Source organism: Amycolatopsis bullii, from assembly GCF_014654205.1.
Lineage (GTDB): Bacteria > Actinomycetota > Actinomycetes > Mycobacteriales > Pseudonocardiaceae > Amycolatopsis > Amycolatopsis plumensis.
Map to the genome: position 1 here is coordinate 35,493 of NZ_BNAW01000027.1, position 21,503 is coordinate 56,995.

A 21,503-nucleotide genomic window follows, 5' to 3' on the forward strand; every position below is an offset into this window, starting at 1 on the left:
CGGACGGCCGCGTGGGTCACAAGACCCCGGACACCTCGCGGGCCGCGGCGCGCAGGCCGTCCAGCGCTGCCTGCGTCGATTTCGGGTTCAGCGCGTTGGCCGCCAGCCGGAACAGCACCGCGCGCAGCAGCAACTGCGGCCACTCCGGCAGGTGGGCCCAGCGTTCGAGTAGGTCACGCCCCGCCCCACCCCACGCCAGCGCGTCCACCGCGACGATCGCCGCGCCGTACTCACCGGGCCGGTAGTACGGCACGAAGTCGACCAGGCCCGGACTGGAATCGCCGTCGAACAGCAACCCGGCCAGCAACTCGCCGTGGGCCACCTGCGACGGCAGCCCGATCGGGCGGCGAGCGGGCGCCAGGACCTCGAACCAGCGGCCGCCCTTCGTCTCCTCCAGGGGGACCTCGAGTTCCTCCCACGCCACGCGGTCGGCGACCGCATCGACGTCGGTACGGCTGTCGAGGAAGTCCGGCCGGGGCAGGCCGATCGTCGCGCGGTGCAGTTTCACCGCCGCCAGCACCGAGGCGTCGCCGCGGTGCTCGTGCGTGCCGGACAGGAACCGCGACGCCGTCCAGCCGCCGACGATCCAGCGGCCGTCCGTCGACCGGACCGGCTTGCCGACCCGCAGGCCCGGCTCGCGGACGTAGTCGAGCGCGTGCGCGGTCCACAGCGTCCGGACTTTGTCGGTGACCGGCTTGAACACGAGGTCGCCGCAGCGCCACGCCGTCGAATCCGGCAGGCGTTCGGCGGCGTCGGCGGGGCCGCCGAAGGCCGCGCAGACGTGCGCCGGGGGACGTTCGAGGGTTGACCGCACGGCCGTGACGTTACCCGGCCGGGTGGGCCACGAATGAGAAGACGCGCTGCTCACACACGGTTTCCCGGCCGGGCAAAACACACACTGTCAGTAGGTCGGCAGGCTCGGGTCGATCTGCTTGGCCCAGGCGAGCACGCCGCCGCCGAGGTGCGTCGCGTCCTTGAAGCCGGCCGCGTGCAGGGCGGCGAGGGCCTCGGCGGACCGGGCACCCGACTTGCAGTGCAGGACGATCGGCTTGTCCTGCGGCAGCTCCGCGAGCGCCTCGCCCGAAAGGATCCGGTCCTTCGGGATCAGCGTCGCGCCCTTGATGTTGACAATCTCGTACTCGTGCGGCTCGCGGACGTCGATCAGCGCGAAGTTCTCGCCGCTGTCGAACTTGGCCTTGAGCTCGGCCGGGGTGATGGTGCTCCCCGAAGCAGCCGAAGCGGCCTCGTCCGAAACGACCCCGCAGAACGCCTCGTAGTCGATCAGCTCGGTGATCTTCGGCGTGTCCGGGTCCTTGCGGATCTTGACCTCGCGGTACTTCATCTCCAGCGCGTCGTAGCTGATCAGGCGGCCGAGCAGCGTCTCGCCGATGCCGGTGATGAGCTTGATCGCCTCGGTGACCATGATCGAGCCGATGGACGCGCAGAGCACGCCCAGCACGCCACCCTCGGCGCAGGAGGGAACCATGCCCGGGGGCGGCGGCTCCGGGTAGAGGTCGCGGTAGTTGAGGCCCTTGCCGTTCGGCGCGTCTTCCCAGAACACGCTGACCTGGCCCTCGAACCGGAAGATCGAGCCCCAGACGTACGGCTTGCCCAGCAGCACGGCGGCGTCGTTGACCAGGTAGCGCGTGGCGAAGTTGTCGGTGCCGTCGACGATCAGGTCGTACTGCCCGAAGATCTCCAGCGCGTTCGACGAGTCCAGCCGGTCGGTGTGCAGGTGCACCTTCACCAGCGGGTTGATCTCGGCGATCGACTCCTGCGCGGACGCGGCCTTGAGCTTGCCGACGTCGGACTGGCCGTGGATGACCTGGCGCTGCAGGTTCGACTCGTCCACGACGTCGAAGTCGACGATGCCGAGCGTGCCGACCCCGGCGGCGGCCAGGTACAGCAGCGCGGGACTGCCGAGGCCGCCGGCCCCGATCACCAGGACCTTGGCGTTCTTCAGCCGCTTCTGCCCGTCCATCCCGACGTCCGGGATGATCAGGTGACGGCTGTAGCGGGCCACCTCTTCCTTGGTGAGCTCGGCAGCCGGCTCGACGAGCGGCGGCAGTGCTGACATGGGTCCTCCATCTCGCGCGCGTATCGCGTCCATCCCACTATGCACAACGCGCGCAGGCAAATACGTCTTCCCGCGTCCACATGATGGGAGAACTCAGGCGGCGGGCTTGGGGTTCGGCCACGCGTTGGGCACGCAGGTGCGGCCGTCCTTGGCCACCTTGCCCTTGTCGCCGCCGGGGATGTCGTTGAGCATCGAGACGTAGTCGTCGGAGACCCCGAAGGACTGCTGCATCATCACCGGCGCAGGCTGGCCTTCGCCGCCGCAGCCGACGTGCTGGTTGCCCAGGGCGTGCCCGACCTCGTGGTTGATGGCGTACTGCCGGTAGCCGGTCATATCCGCGTTGAACGCCTTGGCGCCGCGCACCCAGCGGGCCAGGTTGATCAGCACGCGGCCGAGGCTCTTGCGGTAGCAGGAGGCCTCGAACTTGATCTGGAAGCCGCAGGCGTCCGGCCGGTGGGTGGTCTCCGGCGTGGTGAGGCTCACCTTGAAGGACGGGTTCGGGAAGCTGCCGTCCACCCGCTGGAACGCGATCTTGCCGTCCCAGGTCCAGCCCTGCGTCGGGTTCGACAGCGTGCCCTGCACGGCCGCGGCGAAGGCGTCGTCCCCGGCGTAGCTCGACGGGTCGATGCCGTCCTCGACCTCGACGGTGTAGGTGTACAGCTTCCCGTTGCCGATCTTCGGGCCGCTGCCCGGGACGACGTGCCACTTGCCGGCGCCGGCCTGGGTGAACGGGATGCCCTCGGGCAGGTCCGCGGTCGGCACCTTGAGGTCGACCGGGGTGGCCGGGTTCTCCGGGATGGCCTGCTCGCCGTTGCCGTCGATCGCGCCGCCGGAGCTGTCGCCGCCCGCGGACTCGACGCCGGACCCGGTGGCGCCCGCGCCCTGCTCGGCGATCGGCTGGGCCGGGCTGTTGGCCGTGTTGACCACGACGAGCACGGTCAGCACGACCAGGATCGGCAGGGCGTAGACGCGCCAGCCGTAGGTCTTCGTCAGCTTCGCGATGCCCGACTTCGGCGGTTCTTCGGCCTGCTTCTCGGCCTTGACCTCGACGTGCGGCTTCCAGGAGGCGCTCAGCGGCTCGGCACTGGTCCGCCGCCCGCCGGGGCGGTAGCGGTCCTCCTCGAGGCGCTGGGCCGCCGCTTTCGACGGGCGGTACTGCCCGGTGCGGGGGTGGTCGTCGGCGTCCGGGGTCCGGCGGGCTGACGCGCGGTGGGGCGGCCGGCGATCTTCGCCTCGCGCGTCCTGCTTCACCCGGTCCACCGCACCAGGGTGCCACAGCGGCGCGGCATCGCTCTCGCCGACTGGCGGATCATCGAGTGAACTCGGCGTCGCCCGATCGGGCTACCAGGTGCCCGCTTCGACGTGCTCCCACATGCCCAGCACGGCCTTCGCGACGACGACCGGACGCTCCATCTGGGCCACGTGCCCGGTGCGCGGGAGCACGAGCAGGCGGGCCCGCGGGATCGCCCGGGCGGTCCGCACGGCGCGTTTCACCGAGATGACGCGGTCCTCGCGACCCCAGACGACCAGCGTCGGCGCCTTGACGAGCGGCGCGACCGACCACAGCGACGCCTTTCCCAGCGTCGACCAGGCCCGGAAGATGGCGAACGTGCTGCGTGCCATCGCGGGCGCGGCCCAGGCGAACCCGGCGCGGGCGCCGTGTTCCTCGGTCAGCTCGTCCAGACGGCTCTCGGGGAACCGCGACGGGTCGGCGAAGCACAGCTTGATGACCTGCGCGGCGCGTTCCCGCGGCCCGAGCGCGGCCAGCTGGGCCCGCACGCGCGCGCCGACCAGCGGCAGGTAGGCGAACGCCATCCGCGGGTCCGACAGCCGCCGCGGGTCGAGGCGCAGGTCCGGTACCGCGGGCGAGATCAGGGTCAGCGTCTTGACCAGCTCCGGCTTCTGCGCCGCGACGAGCAGGGCGATCGCGCCGCCCATGGAGTTGCCGAACAGGTGCACCGGCCCGCCGACGGTCTCGATGTGCCTGACCACGACGTCCGCGTGCGCCTGGAGCGTGAAGTCGAAGCCTTCTTCGGGCTCGGAGTTGCCGAACCCGGGCAGGTCGATCGCCGTGCCGCCGGCGACCGGCGCGAGCAGCGCGGCCAGGTCGGTCCAGTTCGTCGACGAGCCGCCGAGGCCGTGGACGTAGACCGCGGGCACGCCGTCCGGACCCGGCGTGCGGCGGACGTGCAGGCGGGCGGTGCCGACCTCTTCGAAGGCCGCCGGCCAGGGCGCCGGGAGCGGGTCGAGCGACGGCAGGGCCCTGGTCGAGAGCGGCACGTGGGTCAGCGGCGACCGGGCCTGCACGGGGGTGTCCACGAGTCCAGAATGCCCGACCCTTGGCGCGGCACACGTACCGGCGAGTAATCTTCAGGGCGACTTCACGCGGTGGCGACCCCGCCCGTCGAAGAAGCGATGACGGGAGGACGAGCATGACGGAGATGACGCGGCTGCAGCAACGTGGGGTGCGGCTGCCCCGGACCGAGCGCCGGGCCCAGCTCCTCGCCGCGGCGCAGCGGGTCTTCGCCGAGAACGGCTACCACGCCGCCGCGATGGACGAGATCGCCGAGGTCGCGGGCGTCTCGAAGCCGGTGCTGTACCAGCACTTCCCCGGCAAGCTGGACCTGTACATCGCGCTGCTGGAAAGCCACGTCGACGAGCTGGTCAAGCGCGTCCAGAACGCGCTGGACTCGACGACGGAGAACAAGCAGCGCGTCCCGGCGACGGTCGGCGCGTTCTTCGACTTCGTCAGCAACGACGCGGGCGCGTTCCGGATGGTGTTCGAGTCCGACCTGCGTGGCGAGCCGGCGGTCCAGGAAGCGGTCGACCGGGCGACGTCGGCGAGCGTGGACGCGATCACCGAGACGATCACGGCGGACGCGGGCCTCGACGAGGACAAGGCGCGGCTGCTGGCGGTCGGGCTGGTCGGGATGAGCCAGGTCAGCGCGCGGTTCTGGCTGGCCCACCACCAGTCGATGAGCCGCGAGGAGGCGGTGGCCCTGACGGCCAACCTCGCCTGGCGCGGCATCGGCGGCGGCTTCCCGCTCAAGGACTCCTGACCGGCCGGCCTCAGCCCAGCCGGTTGTGAACTATCCGGTTAGTCCAGCTGGACTAACCGGATAGTTCATGGTCCCTGTGTACTAACTGGGGAGTTCCTGCCCGAACTCACCAGTTAGTACACAGCTCAACGCGCGGCGGCGACCCGAACCAGGGCGGAAATCCGGCGAGCGACCTCGAAGGGCCGTTCCTGCGGGAGCATGTGCCCAGCGCCGGGGAACCGGACGAACTCGGCGTGCGGCAGCTCGTCCGCGATCACCTTCGCGTGCGGCAGCGGGCACAGCCGGTCCTTCTCCCCCGCCAGCACCACCGACGGCACGTCGCACAACGCGCCCAGCCCGCCGACCCCGCGGTGGGCCGCGATCGCGTCCAGGAACATCCCCGCGCTCGCCGGGTGCGCGCGCAGCAGCTGCTCGACGACGCTGTCGACCTGCGCCCGCCCCGGCCGGACACCGAACACCAGCCGCCGGGCACCCGAACGCACCAGCCCCGGCCGCAGCCGCAGCGTGTCCGACCGCAACCGGGCCAGCAGCCGGGCCACCCGTGGCTCGAAGCGCGTCACGCTCCGGCCGACCAGGCCCGGGAACCCGAGCGTCAGCTGGTCCATGTCCCCCGACGACGTCGCGACGAACGCCGCGCCCGCCAGCCGCTCCCGGACCAGGGCCGGGTGCCGCTCGGCCAGCACCATCAGCGTCATGCCGCCCATCGAGTGCCCGGCCAGCACCAGCGGCCCGTCCGGGACGCGGTCGGCGATCAGCTCGGCCAGGTCGTCGGCGAGCCGGGCGATCGTGGCGCCCCCGGGCCGGGCGGGCGCCGAGCCGCCGTGTCCGCGCAGGTCGTAGCGCAGCACGCGCAGACCGGGATCGAGGTGCGGCAGCACGAAGTCCCACGTCCGGTGGTCCTGCGTCCAGCCGTGGACGAGCACCAGCGTGACGGCGGAGTCCGCGGGCCCCGACTGCGAAACGTGCAGCGCAGCGCCGTCACTCGTGACGAACCGCTCGGGCGACAGGACGGTCGTCATCGGGCCGCCGGGAGCAGGAACGACTTGCGCCAGAAGTACTTCCCGGGCAGTCCGACCAGGCCGGACTCCTGCAGGAACGGCATGATCTTTTCCCCGGCCCAGGCGATCGTCCCCTGCCAGTGCGGGTTGTTCAGCGCCGCCTCGACGCCGTCGCGCGGGCGGATGCCGACCGCCTTGTAGACGTCCGGGTTGATGAACGCCCGCGTCACGAAGTAGGAGATCAGCGCGATGATGAACTGCTGGTAGGCGATTTCGGCCTTCGACAGCTTCGCCATGCCGCGCGTGACCTCTTCGCGGGCGAAGGTGACGTGCCGGGCCTCTTCCAGAACGTGGATCCGGTTGACCATCCGGACCAGCGGCTGGACGCCTTCGTCGTTCATCTGCTCGCGCTGCAGCCGGTCCAGGACCTCCTCGGCGACCAGGATCGCGCCGTAGCGCGCCGGGCCGTAGGAGATCGTCGGCATCAGCTTGGCCAGGCGCCGCAGCCACGGCACCGGGCCGTACGCCGGGCAGCCGATCCGTGACGCCATCCGCGCGAACATCGTCGAGTGCCGGCATTCGTCGGCGATTTCGGTGAGCGCGAACTGGGCGTGCGCGGACGTCGGGTCCTGCTCGTAGACCTCCTTGAGCAGCATCTGCATGAGGAGGATTTCGAACCACAGCCCGGTGGTCGCGACGCTCGCGACCTCGTGCTTGCCCAGCTCGATGCGCTGCTCGGGGGTCAGCTTGTCCCAGAGTTCGGTGCCGTAGAGCGAAGACCGCTCTTCGAGGATGAACCGCTTGCCCTCGACCAGCGGCGCGGTCCAGTCGATGTCGACGTCGGGGTCGTAGAACTTGTTCGCCGACGACTTCAGCAGGCGGTCCGCGGTCTTCTCGCGATCCGGTTCCTTCAGCGTCCGCGTCATTGCCGACACCCCTTCCGAGATGTGTAACTTGAGGTAACAGTTACCTGTGCGTAGCATGACCCTCGTGATCGAACGTGTCAAGCGCTCCAGCAAGCAGGCCGGCAAGTCCTCCCGCGGCGAGGAGGCGACCGGCGACGCCCGGCGCGACCGGTGGCGCAAGCACCGCATCGCCCGGCGCAAGGAGTTCGTCGAGGCCGCGCTGCGGGCGCTCGACACGCACGGCCCCGACCTGGGCATGGAGGACGTCGCCGCCGAAGCCGGCGTCACGAAACCGGTGCTGTACCGGCACTTCGACGACAAGGCCGACCTCTACGTGGCGCTCGGCCAGCGCGGCACGGAAATCCTCTTCGAGCGGCTGATCCCGGCGATCAACGCCGAGCTGGCGCCGGTGCCGCGGATCCGGATGGCCCTCGACGCGTTCTTCACGGTCATCGAGGAGCACCCGAACCTCTACCGGCTGCTCGCGCACGGGCGGCCGGAGAAGCCGGTGTCGTCGGACGTCGTGGCCGAGGACAAGGAACTGATCGCGACGGCGCTGACCGCCCTGCTCGGCGACTACATGCGGATGTTCAACATGGACTCCGGCGCGGCCGAGCCGTGGGCGCACGGCATCGTCGGCATGGTCCAGAACACCGGCGAGTGGTGGCTGGACCGCCGCTCGATGAGCCGCGACGCGGTCGTGGAGTACCTGACTCAGATCATCTGGGCGGCCATCGACGGGCTGACCCGCCAGAACGGCGTGGTCATCGACCCGAACCTGCCCCTGGAAGCCAACAAGGTGGTCCAGCTGGGCCGCACTTCGGAGTCGTTGGAGGAAACCTCATGAGCGAGCACGACGAAGACGGCTACAGCGGTGAAGCGACCCTTGAGGTGGACGGCGTTTCGCTGCCGGTGACGGTCGAGCTGCGCGGCTACTTCCAGCCGATCGACGGCTATTACCGCTGGTACGGCCGGGTGGCGGTGAACGAGGAACTGACCCGCCTGGCGGGCGGCAAGAAGAAGGCCGTCTCCATCCAGGCGGGCTCGCATTCGGCCACCGGGGAACTGTCGGACCCGGACCCGTGGGGCCGCTACCGCATCACGGGCACGAGCACGCCGCCGTTCCACGTCCCCACGACGCTGGAAGAGCTCAACGCCTAGCGGTCAGGGCAGGCGCGGGCTCGGCAGTTCCGCACCGGGCAGCACGCCGTTCGCGATGTCCGTGGCCCGCCACTTCCGGATGCTCAGCCGGACCGCCGTGACCGGCGCGGCCAGGAAGGGCGCGGCCTCCGGGACCTTGGTGACGAGCAGCTCGCGCGCCCGCGCGTCCTCGTCGCGGCCGAGGATCTCGGCGAGCGCCTGGGCCTGCAGGAACGGCTGCATCGGCGAGCCCGTCGAGACCACGACCGAGACGACCGGGTTCTCCCGGATCGCGGCGAGCGTCCGGCCGCGGTCCTCGAGCACGAGGTTGAGGGTGAACTCGCCGCTTTCGGCGAAGTACACCCCGCCGACCCACGGGCCGGTGCTGCCCGCAGTGGCGAGGAACAACGACTTGTGCGCGGCGAGGGTGTTCCGCACGAGGTCCGCGACGGCGGCCGGTTCGAGAGTGGTCACCGGGCGAAGCTAGGGGGCCGAGAAGCGACACTCCAAGCAGAACAGCACCATCCGGTGAATATCCCGGACACGCGAAAGCCACCTCGGGAAACGTCCCGAGGTGGCTCTTGCGGGCCGTGGGTCAGTCGCCGACGCCGAAGCCGACCTTGCGGACGTCCGAGGGGGCGATCTCGACGTACGCGATGCGGTCGGAGGGGACGATGTACTTGCGCCCCTTCTCGTCGTTGATGCGGAAGAGCCCGTCACCGGCCGTCAGGGCCTCGGCGACCAGCTTCTCCACCTCTTCGGGAGACTGGCCACTGGACACCACCAGCTCGCGCGGCGTGTCCTTGATGCCGATCTTGACCTCCACGTGGGACCTCCGCTGGAAATTCGTAAGGGATGTGCCGGCCAAGGCTAACCGAACCGGCTCGTTCCGGTGGCGCATGTCCGCGCCCGACCGCGTCGTCACTTCCGGGTACTCCATCGGGTTCAGCCCAGGCCGAGCGCCTGCATGCGCTTCGTGTGCCCCTGTTGCAACCGCCGGAACAGCGCCGCAATTCCGGAGAGGTCGCCCGAGCCGCTGATGATGAGCTCGGCCAGCCCGTCGCGCTCGGCGACGACGTACTGGGCCTGGGTCAGGGCCTCGCCGAGCAGGCGGCGGCCCCACAGGGCGAGCTTGTCGCGGGTCTTCGGGTCGGCCTCGATGCCGGCCGCGACCTCGCGTTCGGCGAAGGCCGAGTGGCCGGTGTCGGCGAGCACGGTCAGCACCAGGTCCTGGGTCTCCGGGTCGAGCCAGCTGGCGATCTCCCGGTACAGGTCGGCGGCCAGCCCGTCGCCGACGTAGGCCTTGACCAGCGACTCCAGGTACGACTTCGGCGGCGTCGACGCGTGCCAGGCGTCGATGTGGTGCACGAACGGCGCCATCGCGTCTTCGATCTTGATGCCGTTCGCGGCCACGTGCTTGGCGAGCTGGCCGTAGTGACCGATTTCGGCGGCCGCCATCGCCGCCAGCGCGGCCCGCCCGGCCAGGGTGGGGGCGCTGCGCGCGTCCTCCGCCAGCCGGTCGAAGGCGGACAGTTCGCCATAGGCGATCACACCGAGAAGGTCGACTACGCCTTCGCTGATCTCTTTCGGCTCGGTCACGGGGGCAGGGTATCGCCGAAGCACCCGGACGTGTCGGGACGAGACCGATCACACTGGTTCCGGCGCGCCGGGTACTGTCGAAAAACCGCTGACCAGGTACACTGGCGTCCGACAACAAGCTTCCGTACGCCATACCGGCGTCGGGAAACAGGCAGGTCAGGTGGCCTGTCGACGTACTGCAATGTGCGTGCACGCCTCTTCCGGCATTCCCGGGACGGACCGGTTCCGCGCTCCGAATCAGCGCCAGGGACCAGGGTTTACTCCCGGTCGAGTGTCGAGCGGACCCAGGGCTGTGCGCGCTGGTCACGAGAGAGGCGATCACCCTGACCGCAGAAATTCCCACAACCGAACAGACCCCCGCCGTCGCGCTGGAACACAGCGAGACCGGCCCGGCCGCGCTCGACACCTCGCACCCGCTGCAGGCGGGCGTCGAGGTCCAGCCCGAGGCCCCGACCTTCGCGTCCTTCGGCGTCAAGCCGGAGATCGTCAAGGCACTCGGCGAGGCCGGCATCGAGCGGACGTTCGCCATCCAGGCCCTCACCCTGCCGCTGGCCATGGCCGGTGACGACCTCATCGGCCAGGCCCGCACCGGCATGGGCAAGACGCTGGGCTTCGGCGTCCCGCTGCTGCACCGCGTGCAGGTCCCCGGCGACGGCACCCCGCAGGTGCTCGTCGTGGTCCCGACCCGCGAGCTGTGCATCCAGGTCGCGAACGACCTGAAGGGCGCCGGCAAGCACCTGGGCATCCGGACGCTGGCCATCTACGGCGGCCGCCCGTACGAGCCGCAGATCGAGGCGCTCCGCAAGGGCGTCGACGTCGTGATCGGCACCCCGGGCCGCCTGCTCGACCTGGCCGAGCAGCAGCACCTGGTGCTGGGCAAGGTCCGCGGCCTGGTGCTCGACGAGGCCGACGAGATGCTCGACCTGGGCTTCCTGCCCGACATCGAGCGCATCCTGCGGATGGTGCCGGACGAGCGGCAGACCATGCTGTTCTCGGCCACCATGCCCGGCCCGATCATCACGCTGGCCCGCACCTTCCTGCGGCAGCCGACGCACATCCGCGCCGAGGAAAACGACGCGAGCGCGATCCACGAGCGCACCGCCCAGTTCGTCTACCGGGCGCACTCGATGGACAAGCCCGAGGTCATCGCCCGCGTCCTGCAGGCGAAGGACCGCGGCCTGACGATGATCTTCAGCCGCACCAAGCGCACCGCGCAGAAGGTGGCCGACGACCTGGTCGAGCGCGGCTTCGCGGCCGCCGCCGTGCACGGCGACCTGGGCCAGGGCGCCCGCGAGCAGGCGCTGCGCGCGTTCCGCTCCGGCAAGGTCGACGTGCTGGTCGCCACCGACGTGGCCGCCCGCGGCATCGACATCGACGACGTCACGCACGTGATCAACTACCAGTGCCCGGACGACGAGAAGACCTACGTCCACCGGATCGGCCGCACCGGCCGGGCCGGGCGCACCGGCGTCGCCGTCACCCTCGTCGACTGGGACGAAGAGCCGCGCTGGAAGCTGATCTCGGACACCCTCGGTCTCGACAAGCCGGAGCCGGTGGAGACGTACTCGTCGTCGCCGCACCTGTACGCCGACCTGGGCATCCCCGAGGGCACGAGCGGCCGGCTGCCGCTGGCCAACCGCACCCGCGCGGGCCTGGCCGCCGAGGAGGAAGAGGACCTGGGCGGCAAGAAGCGCGGCCCGCGTGGCCGGGGCAAGGCCGACGAGGTCGCCTCGGACGACGCGCCGCGCAAGCGCGCCCGGGCCCCGCGCAAGCGGACCCGCGGCGGCTCGCGGGCGGCCGAGGCGGTCGAGGCCGCGGACAACGCCGCCGCTGCCGCTCCTTCGGACGAGGCTTCCGCTCCGGCTTCGGAGGGCCGCACCCGGACCCGCCGCCGCACCCGCAGCGGCAACGCCCCGGAAGCGACCGGTCCGGCCGTCGAGAAGGAGGCCGGCGAGAACGCCGAGCGGCCGGCTCGGCGGCGCCGCCGTCGCCGCCCGGCCGCGACGTCTGATACACCTGCGTCGGCAGACTGAGGCCTACGCACGGGGGTCGGGTAAGTGAGCGAAGACGAGAAGGCGCCCGAAAGCGCGCCTGAAGAGGTCACGCCCGCGGCAGAACCGGCCCCCGAGTACGGCTCCGAGGACGTCCTGGAGGACGTTGCTCCGACCCCGCCCGCCCCGCGCGTCAAGGCGCGTCGTTCGCCGTGGAACCGCGGGCGGGACCGGGTGATCGCCGCGCTGATCGCGGTGGTCGTGCTCGCCGTCGCGCTGGTCATCGGCGCGACGAGCGACAGCGCGGCCACCGATCACACCCAGGCGGCGCCGCCCCCGGCGTTGCCCGCGGCGCCGGACAAGGTGCCGGGATCCCTCTCCGAGATCTGGAGCGCCTCCAGCGGCTCGACACCGATCCCGGTCGTGGCCGGCGACTCGGTGGCCACCGCGGACGGCGGCGAGGTCGCCGCCCGCGACCCGCTGACCGGGCAGATCCGCTGGCACTACACGCGTGACCTGCCGTTGTGCACCCTCGACTCGGTGTGGGGGCGGCTGAACGCCGTCTACCACAAGAGCCGCAACTGCAGCGAAGTCACCCAGCTCGATCCCGCGACGGGCCGCATCACCGCCCAGCGCAACGGCAACGCGGAGCTGGGCACCCAGCTGGTCGACGACGGCTCCCACGTCACGGCGACAGGCAAGCAGCTCCTCACCACCTGGCGCGACGACCTGGTGCAGAGCGCCGAGTACGGCCAGGTCCCGGCGCTGGTCAACGCGGGCAAGCAACCCCGGACGGGCTGCACGTACGGAACGGTCGCGGCGGCGTCGGGCAAGATCGGCGTGATCGAGCGCTGCCCGGGCGACCCGGCGGACCGCCTGACGGTGTACAAGGCGGCCCCGGAGAAGGACGACGAGCCGCAGGTCAGCTTCAGTTCGGTGCTGGCGGGCAAGCGAGCCCGCGTGATCGCGATGTCGGGTGACCTGACGGCGGTGGTGTTGCCGGACCAGAAGCTCCTGGTGACGTTCAACGGCGACGGCACCCAGCGCGCGGCGTACCCCCTGGACGTCCCGCCGGGCGACCTGGCGGCCGACCCGCCGACGGGCGTCGAGGCGACCACCCAGACGGCGGCGAACATGTACTGGTTCAGCGGGTCGAAGGTGGTGGCCCTGTCCCGCGACGACCTGTCGCCGCGCTGGACGTTGAGCAGTGCGCTGGGCCCGGGAGTCACGTTCGCCCAGCAGCTGGTGGTCCCGATCAAGGGCGGCCTGGCGGTGCTCAACGAGAACGACGGCTCGACGATCCGCACGGTGGGCGTCGAGCGCCGCGGCTATCCGGGCCCGGTCCGCCTGGCCGCGGCAGGTCCGGTCCTGCTCGAGCAGCGCGGCCCCACCCTCACAGCCCTGAAGTAAGCGGGCCCCGTGATGCCCCTCCAGTCACGCGAGATGCCCCGCCAATCACGCGAGATTCCCCTCCAGTCACGCGAGATACCCGCCTGATCACGCGAGTTTCGCCTCCGATCACGCGGGGAAAGGTGAGACTTTCGAGATCTGCCGGGCATCTCGCGCGCTTGGGCGGGCATCTCGCGTGATCCGGCGGGCATCTCGCGTGCTTGGGCGGGCATCTCGCGTGCTTGGGCGGGCATCTCGCGTGCGCGAAGCCGGGTCTTGCGTGATTGAGCCCGGGACTGGCGGGGCTTGGGTCAGGTGAGCCAGAAGAGGGTTAGCGCCGACACCGTGAACAGGACCACGGCCAGGCCCGCTCCCACGGCCGGGGGTCCGTTGCGGCGGTCGGCGACTCGCTGGGCCACCAGGGCCAGGGCGGCCGCGATCGGGTGACCGATCAGGAGGGTCGCGCCGGGGCCGGGTGCGCCCGTGAACAGGCAGATGCCCGCCACCGCGAGCACGCCGATCGCCAGGACGGCGAGACCGGCGGCCAGCGAGCCGGTGAGCCCGCGCCACCAGCGGCCACCCGGCCGGGCAGCCGGAGCCGCGGGTGCGTCCGGAGATGCTTCCGCGGGCTCGATCCGCTCGGGCCCGACCGGCTCCTGCTCCACCGTCGGCGCTTCCGGCTCGGGGCCCGAGGCGGCCTTTCCGCCTTCGGGGCTCCCGGTCGGCAACGGGACGGTCGCCAGTTCGTCGGTGTCCGGTGAAGCCAAGTTCCCTCCCGTTCAGGGCGCGAGCAGGTCCCACGGCTGCGCCTGCGGGGCCGCTTCCTGGCCCGCCGCGCAGCTGGGCCGGAAGTCGCACCAAGCGCAGCGCCGGTCCGGGCGGGGCGGGAACAGCACGTCCCCGTCGCCGCCCGCGTCCAGGGTATCCGTGGCCAGGCGCAGGTCCGCGGCGGTCTCTTCCGCGCGCTGCAGGTGCCGCTGCAGGCTCTCGGGCGTGTGGTCCGCCGCCGCGATCGTGCCCGTCGGCAGGTGGTGCAGCTCGACCGCCGTGCACGGCATGCGCAACGTCCGCGCCGCCGCCACCGCGTACAGCGCAAGCGCTTGCGACGCGCGGGCCTCGTACTCGTCCGGCGGGCGACGACCTGTCTTGTAGTCCACGATCACCAGCGAGCCGTCACGAGCGTCGATCCGGTCCGCCCGACCCTCGATGATCATCGACGGCCGCTCCCCCGGCGTGCCGCTGACCGGCGCCGACACCCAGCGCTCCAGCCCGACCGGGTCGTGCGAGACGTCGTTGTCCTCGACGTACTCCGCCACCCACCCCTTGGCCCGCGCCCGGTACCGCGCCGCCTGTTCCTCGCTCTCGAAGCCCGCGTCCTTCCAGAACTCGGCCACCAGCGCCACCGCCCGCTGCGGCACGCGCTTGAGCACCGGCAGGTCGAACAGCGCCCGCAGCGCGTTGTGCACCACCGCGCCCAGCGTGCTGTGCGCCCACGGCCCGGTGCGCTGCGGGGTCGGCCGCTGCAGGTACGCGAGGCGGTACCGGCGCGGGCAGTCGTCGAAGGTCGCCAGCCGCGCCGGCGAGACCTTCGTGAGCCGCACCGGTTGCGCGACGCCGAAGTCGAAGCCCATCTGCTCCTTCACGCCGCCCACGCTACGCACCACCACCGACACCTTTTTCGGGGGTTCGGGTGGCGGAGCCCCCGACCTGGGGCGAAGCCCCAGATGTCACAGCCACTTTCCGCGCGGGGCGAGCCGCCCCGCGCGGAAAGCCCAATCAGCGCACGACGAGGACCGTGTGCGTGCCACCGGAAACGGCCAGGGCACCACCGGCACGCAGCGGACGCCCGTCCAGCAGCACCAGCTTGCCCGACGGAACCACCAGCGAACCCGAAGTCCCTCGCGGCGCCGAAACCGTCAGCGAGAACACCGAACCCTGCTGAGACCACGAAGCCGACAACTCGCCCTTCGGCGTCGGCACCGCCCCGCGCGCCCACGAAACCGAACCCGGGTGCGGCGCAACCGTCCAGGTCGCGAAGCCCGGCGAAGCAGGCGACACGCCCAGCAGCTCGTTCGTCAGCGCCGGCACGACCCCGGTCGACCAGCCGTGCGCGGCCGAGGTGTACCCCTGCTCGTAGTGCGAGCCGCCCTCGCCGATGCCCTCCCACGCCGTGATGCCCGGGTCGTGCGTGGCCATCCAGCCGTACATCCGCTTGATCTGGTCGATCGCGGACGCCGTCTGCCCGCTCCGGAACCGCGCCTGCAGCTCGGGGAACGACGTGAACGCGTACACGCGCTTCGTGCCGTCGCCCACCAGAGTGTCGTTGTCCATGAACGGGTTCCCGTACGGCAGCGCGCCCGCCGCAAGCCGCGCCAGCGCCGAAGTGGCCTGCACGGGCGAAGCGATGCCCGCGAGAATGGCGTGGCTGTTGCCGTCCTGGCCGTGCCGCACCGCGCCCGTCGCCGAGTCGAGGTACGCGCCCGCCGCCGGATCCCACAGATACTGATTCACCGCCGCCGAGACGGCCGAAGCGCGCGCGAGCCACCGATCCGCGTCGGCCGGGTGCCCCGTCGCGCGCGCGAGACCGGCCGCACCCTGAAGCGCTCGGACGTACAACGCGTTGTAGTACGTCACTTCGCCCGTACGCGGCAGGAACGCGTAGTCGCCGTAGCCACCGGTACCGTTGAGCCCCTTCGCGAGCAACCCGCGCGAATCGGTGACCGAGGGGTACCAGCTGTCGAGCGTCTTCACGAGGTGCGAGTAGTACGAAGCCGCGTACGCGGTGTCGCCCGTGTAGAGCACGTAGTCCCAGCTCGAGGTCACCCACCAGAGCGGATAGTCGAACAGCGGCAACGTGTAGTCGTTGATCGACGCGGGCGGGATCCAGCCGTCCGCGCGCTGGTGGTCGGCCAGGTCGGCGAGAACGTTCCGAGCCGCCGTGCCGTCCTGGTGCGTCAGGTACTGCGTCAGGCCGGAGACGGCGACGTCGCCGACGTACGGGTCCCGGTCGCGCTTCGCGCCGTCGTGCAGCACCAGCTTCCCGTCCAGCGACGGCGAGAAGGCGCCCCGAGGGTCCACATCGGACTCGCGGAAGGTGTCCATGCCCAGCTCGTTCGTGTAGGACGCCGCGTACCAGTAGCGATTCAGCTCGTCGTCGGACGACTCGAACCAGCCGCGGTAGGTCGACGGCGTGCCGAGGAACGGCGTGAAGTCGAGCGAGACGCCGCTGATGCGCACCTCACCGGACGGCTGGGCCAACGGCGCGTCGGAGGCCAGCGCGTCCAGGCTGATCCGCAGGTAGCGGAAGCCGTGCAGGCCGTCCGCACACACCTGCGTCCCCGCGGCGCAGCCCTTGGTGTCGCGCCACACCGTCGGCGTCGCGGGCACGGCGAACTGGTCGGTACCCGGCCCGCCGGAGAAGTCCGAGCGGGTGAAGTCGGAGCGTTCGCCCAGGTATTGGAGGGTTTCCGAGAACGCCAGCCGGATGCCCGGCCGGTTCGCCGACGCGCCCGCGAAGGCGATCTTCGGGTACCCGGCGACGACCTTGCCGAAGTCGACGACGGCGGTCGGCACCGGCGGGTCGGCGACCACGCCCGGCCACACCTCGGCGACCCGGCTGAACTCGCCGGACGGGGTGTTCTGGTCCTTGGTCACGGTAATCCGGACCTGCGCGGTCGTCACCGGCCGGTCGAAGGCGACCGCGCGCTGCACGGCCGTGTTGCCGGTCACGGACGCGGCCACCCGCCACGCACCCGCGTCCAGCACCTCGACCGTGAAGTCCTGCGGCACCCCGTCCACATTGGACAGTACGGTGACGCCGGGCAGCGCGACCGGGGCTCCCGCGGTGATCGTCAGGACGTCGGGGTAGGCACCGATCGTGTCGTCGTTCCAGAACGTCTCGGGGTTGCCGTCGACGGCGTTGCCGGGGTCGTAGGTCCGGGGCTGCCCGTTCCCGCCGTTGTTCGGCGCGTGGAACGACGACGCGGCCGCGGAGGTACCCGCGGGCCACACCGGCTTCGGCGGCGGCGCCTGCCGCTTGAACGTCGCCACCCCGCGCCCGAGCAGGCCGTTCGGGTTCGTGACGTCCCCGGTGGTGGACAGCACCTTCACGGGCCGGACGTCCCGGCTCGCCGGTGCGACGACGTACTTCTGCCAGCCCGGTGCCGCCTCGGCGGGCGCGGCCACCACGCCGCTCGCCACCAGCACCGTCACCGGCAGGACCGCTCTGAGCCACTTCATCGAGGCCTCCCGCAAGAAGTTGAATCGTTTCAACCAGTGAGCTGAGCTTCAGGCTGCGGGAGGGGTGCCAACGATGTCAACGCACCGGGCGCATCCTGTCCGGCAGGACAACCCGGGTGGCCGCGTCAGCCGGCGCCGGAGATGAACCCGCGCACGGAGTTCGCGACGAGCTCCACGGCGATGGCCGCGAGCAGCAGGCCGGCCACCTTGGCCAGCAGCGTGATGCCGCTTTCCTTGATCAGCCGGATGACCAGGCCGGAGTAGCGCATGCAGAGATAGATCACGAGGTGCACGGTGACGATCGCGAGCGCCAGGGCGATGTACGCGCCGACGTGCCCGTCCGCCTGCCGGACGAACACGATGGTCGCGGCGATCGCGCCCGGCCCGGCCAGCAGCGGAGTACCGAGCGGCACGAGGGCGACGTTGACGTCGTCGGCCGCCGCCTCGGGCTCGTGGCCGTTGCTGGTGAGCAGCTGCAGTGCGATCAGCAGGAGCAGCAGGCCGCCCGCGCCCTGCAGCGCCGGGATGCCGATGCCGAGGTAGGCCAAGATCGCCTGGCCCGCCACCGCGAACAGGCTGATGACCAGCAGTGACACCAGGACGGCCTGCCGCGCGGCGCGCGCCCGGGTCGCCATCGGCTTGCGGCCGACGAGGCTGAGAAACACCGGCACGGTGCCGGGCGGGTCCATGATGACGATCAGGGTGATCGTCGCGCTCATGAACAGTTTCGCGTCGAAGAGCGCCATGTCAGCCCTTCACCACCTGGAACCCCGTGGCGCGCGAAGCGAGCTCCTCGAACTGCCCGGGGTCGGTGGTGCACTCGCCGAGCGCGATCGTCTTGTTCGTGCCGTGGTAGTCACTGGACCCGGTGAAGACGAGCCCGAGCTCGGCGGCCAGTTCGCGAACGCGGGCCCGCGTCGGCGCGTCGTGGTTGGGGTGGTCGGCCTCGACGCCGGTGAGCCCGCGCGCGGCCAGCCCGGCGAGGGTGTCCTCGCTGATGGTGGCGCCGCGGCTGAAGGCGAAGGGGTGCGCGATGACCGTGACGCCGCCGGCCGCGGCGATCATGTCGATGGCCTCTTCGACCGGCGTGTCCCGGCGGGCGACGTAGTAGCCGCGGCGCGGGCTGAGGTAGTCGGCGAAGGCCTCGTCGACGGATTCGACCAGGCCGGCCCGGACGAGCGCCTGGGCCAGGTGCGGCCGCCCGGGCGGGGAGTCCTCGGGCAGCAGGCCGAAGATCTCGTCGATGTCGATCGGGAGGCCGTCGGCGGCCATCCGCTCGGCCATCCGCCGCAGCCGCGTGCGGCGCTCGAGCCGCAGCCGGGTCTGCTCGGTGACGACGGGCTCCGACGTCGGGTCGAAGAGGTAGGCCAGCAGGTGGACGCTGATCTGGCGGCCCGTCTCGGGGTCGATGGAGACCGTGGAGAGCTCGGCGCCGGGGACCAGCGTGAGGCCGGGTGACACCGCTTCGGAGGCGGGCGCCCAGCCCGCGGTGGTGTCGTGGTCGGTGATCGCGACGACGTCGAGCCCGGCTTTCGCGGCCGCGGCGACGAGCCCGGCCGGCGAGTCGGTGCCGTCGGAAGCGGTGGAGTGGGCGTGCAGGTCGATGCGCATCGTGTCCATTGTCGACGATGCGCTGCGTCACACGCTCGGCGGGGACGTCAGTCTCAGCCGACCGGCTTCTTCCCCCGGGCGGCGCGCTGGGCCTTGATCATGGAGAAGCGTTCGGCCTGCTTCTGCTTGTCGCCGAAGACCAGCTCCGAGATCGTGTCGTAGAACTCTTCGGGCCGCGGCAGGAAGTCGATCTTGTTGAGCGCCTGGATCTGACCGGCGGACTCGACGACCATCGTGCCGTAACCCATCATGCGGCCGGTGGCGGTGCGGACGTAGCTGAGGTCGGTGACCTTGCTGATCGGCATCATCAGCACCTTGGTGGTGAACACCCCGGTGGTCATGACGAACCGCTTGTCGGTGACCACCAGGCGCTCGACCCACCACTCCATCACCACGTAGGCGAACCGCAGGACGACGAGCAGCGCGACGTACCAGAGGATGTTCTGGCCGATGTACAGCGCCGGCGGCAGCAGGTAGGACACCAGCACGCAGACGGCCAGCAGCGCGGCCGCCTCGAAGGTGTCCCACAGGAGCACCGCCCAGTGGCGGCGGATCCGGATGACCCGCCGCTCGGTGTCGAGGAGGTACTCGTCGGGATCGCGTGGCGCGAACATGGTCCGAGGGTAACCCCGCGATCAGCCCTTGAACACGTTGCTGACGAAGGTGATCACCGATTCGGCCGAGCTGCGCAGGAAGTCGACGATGTTGCCGACAAGGCCCGCGGCCTGACCCGGCTGGGCAATGACGAAGAACAGCACCAACGCGATACCGGCGAGGCCCGCAATCTTCTTCACGTTCACCGCGATCAAATCCCGTCTCTTACGGTGACACCGGACAACAGCAGCTTTTACGTTGTACCGCACCGAACAGGCGCAGGGGAGGGAAGTCCCGCGCTTGGGTCAGCACGCCGTCCGAAGTGTACCGTATGGCTACTCTCCGTGTACAGGACAGCCGTTTTCACCTCGGTTACGTCTACCCTTCGGGACATGGAGGGCCTGACCAGCACCACGATCCGCTGCGTCGGCGGGATCGCGTTCGACCCACAGGGCCGTTTGCTGCTCATCCGGCGCCGGAATGACCCCGGTTCGGGGCAATGGTCGCTGCCGGGTGGCCGAGTCGAACCGGGCGAAACGGACAAAGAGGCCGTAATCCGCGAACTGTTCGAGGAGACGGGACTGGACGTGATTCCGGGCACACTGGTCGGCTCGGTGCGGCGGGGGCCGTACGAGATTTTCGACTACGCCTGCGAAGTCGAGGGCGGCGTTCTCACGGCGGGTGACGACGCCTCGGACGTGCGTTGGTCCGATGCGGCAGACCTTGCCCGGCTCGAGGCGGCCGGAGAGCTGGTGGACCTCCTTTTCGTGACGCTGCGTGAGTGGAACGCCCTGCCCCGGACCTGATTACAGCGGCAACCAGGTCATCCGCTGCCCGTGCGGCGCGGTCCGCGCCAAGGCGTGCGCCTCGGCCTTCCCGTCCTCCCACCGCACGACGCCCAGCGTCGCGAGCCCGTCCGCGCCCGAAAGGTCGTCGCGGCCCGGCAGCACCAGCTCCAGCCCGGCGCCGTAGAACTCCTCCGAGACCCACCACACCGGCCGCGAGGCCGCCAGCCCCGCCAGCGCTTCGAGGAACGCCGCCCGCCGATCCGCCGGGAAGTACGCCAGCGCGTGGCTCGTCAGCACCACCAGCGGCCCCTCCAGGGACGCCGCCGCGGCGGCCAGGTCGTCGACCCCGTCCCCGGTGATCAACCGCGGCCGGTGCTTGGCCTGCTCGGCCGCCGCCGTCCGCAGCAGCCGGATGCGGTCCGGCTGGTCCGCCCAGACGCACGCCTCGAGCCAGGCCAGCTCGTCCTCGTCCGACAGGTCCACCGGGGCCCGGTCGAGGCCGGCCCGGTCGAGCAGCGCGAGCTTCTTCGGCAGCTTCGGCACCACCGCCCCCGGCGCCAGGTCCAGCGCGCAGTGCAGCCCGACCGCCGCCTTGGCCGGCCCCGCCGTCAGCTGGTCACCGCCGTCGCACTGGTAGCGGTAGCCGAACCGGTCCAGGCCCAGCAGCAGGCCCGCGCTGCAGCCGACCTCCAGCAGCGAAACCTTCCCGCCCGCTTCGCGCGCCGCCCGCGCCACGCCCGGGTACAGCAACGCGGCCCGGCGGACCTCGTTCGTCTGCGTGTACCGCGAGGCGATCAGCTCACGCGCCTTCGACGCCCGCTCCAGCAGGAACGACCGGAACAGCGGCCACGTGTCGGAGTCGACGCCGTCGAAGCCGCCCAGCGACGGGTAGTACCGCGAGAGCGGGTGGATCGGGTCGGCCTGCACGAGCCGGTGCGCGACCGCCATCAGCAGCGTCCCGCGCACCTCGCCGTCGCGGGCCGACGCCAGCAGCCCGGCGACGTCGTCGTCCTCGGCCGCCTGCAGCGCCAGGTGCTCGTACAGCGGCGAGACCCCGCGGGCCTCGACTTCCGCGAACGTGCGGAGTGTCCCCTTGATCGCGTCCAGGTCCAT

The 21,503-nt window shown here is 71.2% G+C and carries 23 protein-coding genes; 6 read left to right on the plus strand and 17 right to left on the minus strand.

Annotation, left to right across the window (positions count from 1 at the left end; translation table 11 throughout):
- Nucleotides 1-16: 16 nt before the first annotated feature.
- From IE317_RS26650 to IE317_RS26665, 4 genes are all read right to left on the minus strand, one after another.
- Complete coding sequence (locus tag IE317_RS26650) at nt 17-814, minus strand: TIGR02569 family protein (RefSeq protein WP_191314087.1); 798 nt, start codon at nt 812-814, stop codon at nt 17-19.
- Nucleotides 815-901: 87 nt separating this feature from the next.
- On the minus strand, nt 902-2,077 hold the full coding sequence (gene moeZ, locus IE317_RS26655) for an adenylyltransferase/sulfurtransferase MoeZ (protein ID WP_191314088.1): 1,176 nt from the start codon (nt 2,075-2,077) through the stop codon (nt 902-904).
- Between the two features lie 93 nt (nt 2,078-2,170).
- The gene (locus IE317_RS26660) at nt 2,171-3,337 is read right to left on the minus strand and encodes a DUF3152 domain-containing protein (protein WP_191314089.1); all 1,167 of its coding nucleotides are present in this window, start codon (nt 3,335-3,337) and stop codon (nt 2,171-2,173) included.
- Between the two features lie 81 nt (nt 3,338-3,418).
- Nucleotides 3,419-4,396, minus strand: coding sequence for an alpha/beta fold hydrolase (locus tag IE317_RS26665; protein WP_191314090.1), 978 nt, complete (start codon nt 4,394-4,396; stop codon nt 3,419-3,421).
- A 113-nt stretch (nt 4,397-4,509) separates the two neighbouring features.
- On the opposite strand from IE317_RS26665, the gene IE317_RS26670 reads away from it, so the two are divergent.
- Nucleotides 4,510-5,136: a TetR/AcrR family transcriptional regulator gene (locus IE317_RS26670; protein ID WP_003095505.1), complete on the plus strand. Its 627-nt coding sequence runs from the start codon at nt 4,510-4,512 to the stop codon at nt 5,134-5,136.
- Nucleotides 5,137-5,261: 125 nt separating this feature from the next.
- On the opposite strand, the gene IE317_RS26675 is transcribed toward IE317_RS26670, so the two are convergent.
- Nucleotides 5,262-6,155, minus strand: a complete 894-nt coding sequence (locus IE317_RS26675) for an alpha/beta fold hydrolase (RefSeq protein WP_191314091.1) — start codon at nt 6,153-6,155, stop codon at nt 5,262-5,264.
- Complete coding sequence (locus tag IE317_RS26680) at nt 6,152-7,060, minus strand: AurF N-oxygenase family protein (RefSeq protein WP_191314092.1); 909 nt, start codon at nt 7,058-7,060, stop codon at nt 6,152-6,154. The genes IE317_RS26675 and IE317_RS26680 overlap by 4 nt, the downstream gene beginning before the upstream one ends.
- A gap of 55 nt (nt 7,061-7,115) precedes the next feature.
- Between IE317_RS26680 and IE317_RS26685 the strand changes: the two genes are divergently transcribed.
- Complete coding sequence (locus tag IE317_RS26685) at nt 7,116-7,886, plus strand: TetR/AcrR family transcriptional regulator (protein WP_191314093.1); 771 nt, start codon at nt 7,116-7,118, stop codon at nt 7,884-7,886.
- On the plus strand, nt 7,883-8,200 hold the full coding sequence (locus tag IE317_RS26690) for a DUF4873 domain-containing protein (RefSeq protein ID WP_191314094.1): 318 nt from the start codon (nt 7,883-7,885) through the stop codon (nt 8,198-8,200). Before IE317_RS26685 ends, IE317_RS26690 begins: the two co-directional genes overlap by 4 nt.
- A 3-nt stretch (nt 8,201-8,203) precedes the next feature.
- Here IE317_RS26690 and IE317_RS26695 read toward each other — a convergent pair whose 3' ends face one another.
- From IE317_RS26695 to IE317_RS26705, 3 genes are all read right to left on the minus strand, one after another.
- Entirely contained in the window at nt 8,204-8,653 is a 450-nt protein-coding gene (locus tag IE317_RS26695) for a pyridoxamine 5'-phosphate oxidase family protein (protein ID WP_229902929.1), read from the minus strand.
- A gap of 121 nt (nt 8,654-8,774) precedes the next feature.
- Complete coding sequence (locus IE317_RS26700; RefSeq protein WP_013223016.1) at nt 8,775-9,005, minus strand: DUF3107 domain-containing protein; 231 nt, start codon at nt 9,003-9,005, stop codon at nt 8,775-8,777.
- 119 nt (nt 9,006-9,124) lie between these two features.
- Nucleotides 9,125-9,778 (minus strand): ferritin-like fold-containing protein, encoded by a 654-nt coding sequence (locus tag IE317_RS26705; RefSeq protein WP_191314095.1) that lies wholly within the window; start codon nt 9,776-9,778, stop codon nt 9,125-9,127.
- A 554-nt stretch (nt 9,779-10,332) separates the two neighbouring features.
- Here IE317_RS26705 and IE317_RS26710 point away from each other — a divergent pair.
- Together IE317_RS26710 and IE317_RS26715 are read left to right on the plus strand one after the other, a co-directional pair.
- Nucleotides 10,333-11,811, plus strand: coding sequence for a DEAD/DEAH box helicase (locus IE317_RS26710; RefSeq protein ID WP_229902930.1), 1,479 nt, complete (start codon nt 10,333-10,335; stop codon nt 11,809-11,811).
- Between the two features lie 24 nt (nt 11,812-11,835).
- Nucleotides 11,836-13,179 (plus strand): Rv3212 family protein, encoded by a 1,344-nt coding sequence (locus IE317_RS26715; RefSeq protein WP_191314096.1) that lies wholly within the window; start codon nt 11,836-11,838, stop codon nt 13,177-13,179.
- Nucleotides 13,180-13,469: 290 nt separating this feature from the next.
- On the opposite strand, the gene IE317_RS26720 is transcribed toward IE317_RS26715, so the two are convergent.
- From IE317_RS26720 to IE317_RS26750, 7 genes are all read right to left on the minus strand, one after another.
- On the minus strand, nt 13,470-13,925 hold the full coding sequence (locus tag IE317_RS26720) for a hypothetical protein (protein WP_191314097.1): 456 nt from the start codon (nt 13,923-13,925) through the stop codon (nt 13,470-13,472).
- Between the two features lie 12 nt (nt 13,926-13,937).
- Entirely contained in the window at nt 13,938-14,789 is an 852-nt protein-coding gene (locus IE317_RS26725; protein WP_191314161.1) for a RecB family exonuclease, read from the minus strand.
- Nucleotides 14,790-14,934: 145 nt separating this feature from the next.
- On the minus strand, nt 14,935-17,397 hold the full coding sequence (locus tag IE317_RS26730; RefSeq protein ID WP_191314098.1) for an alpha-L-rhamnosidase-related protein: 2,463 nt from the start codon (nt 17,395-17,397) through the stop codon (nt 14,935-14,937).
- 125 nt (nt 17,398-17,522) lie between these two features.
- Nucleotides 17,523-18,143, minus strand: a complete 621-nt coding sequence (locus IE317_RS26735) for a MarC family protein (RefSeq protein WP_191314099.1) — start codon at nt 18,141-18,143, stop codon at nt 17,523-17,525.
- Between the two features lies 1 nt (nt 18,144).
- Complete coding sequence (locus IE317_RS26740; protein ID WP_373309118.1) at nt 18,145-19,008, minus strand: PHP domain-containing protein; 864 nt, start codon at nt 19,006-19,008, stop codon at nt 18,145-18,147.
- A 53-nt stretch (nt 19,009-19,061) separates the two neighbouring features.
- A complete protein-coding gene (locus tag IE317_RS26745; protein WP_003095467.1) occupies nt 19,062-19,622 on the minus strand; it encodes a PH domain-containing protein in 561 nt (186 codons plus the stop codon).
- A gap of 21 nt (nt 19,623-19,643) precedes the next feature.
- The gene (locus IE317_RS26750) at nt 19,644-19,808 is read right to left on the minus strand and encodes a hypothetical protein (RefSeq protein WP_167379843.1); all 165 of its coding nucleotides are present in this window, start codon (nt 19,806-19,808) and stop codon (nt 19,644-19,646) included.
- 186 nt (nt 19,809-19,994) lie between these two features.
- Here IE317_RS26750 and IE317_RS26755 point away from each other — a divergent pair, with 186 nt between their 5' ends.
- Nucleotides 19,995-20,408: an NUDIX hydrolase gene (locus IE317_RS26755; protein WP_191314101.1), complete on the plus strand. Its 414-nt coding sequence runs from the start codon at nt 19,995-19,997 to the stop codon at nt 20,406-20,408.
- Here IE317_RS26755 and IE317_RS26760 read toward each other — a convergent pair whose 3' ends face one another.
- Nucleotides 20,409-21,503 (minus strand): DUF2332 domain-containing protein, encoded by a 1,095-nt coding sequence (locus IE317_RS26760; RefSeq protein WP_191314102.1) that lies wholly within the window; start codon nt 21,501-21,503, stop codon nt 20,409-20,411.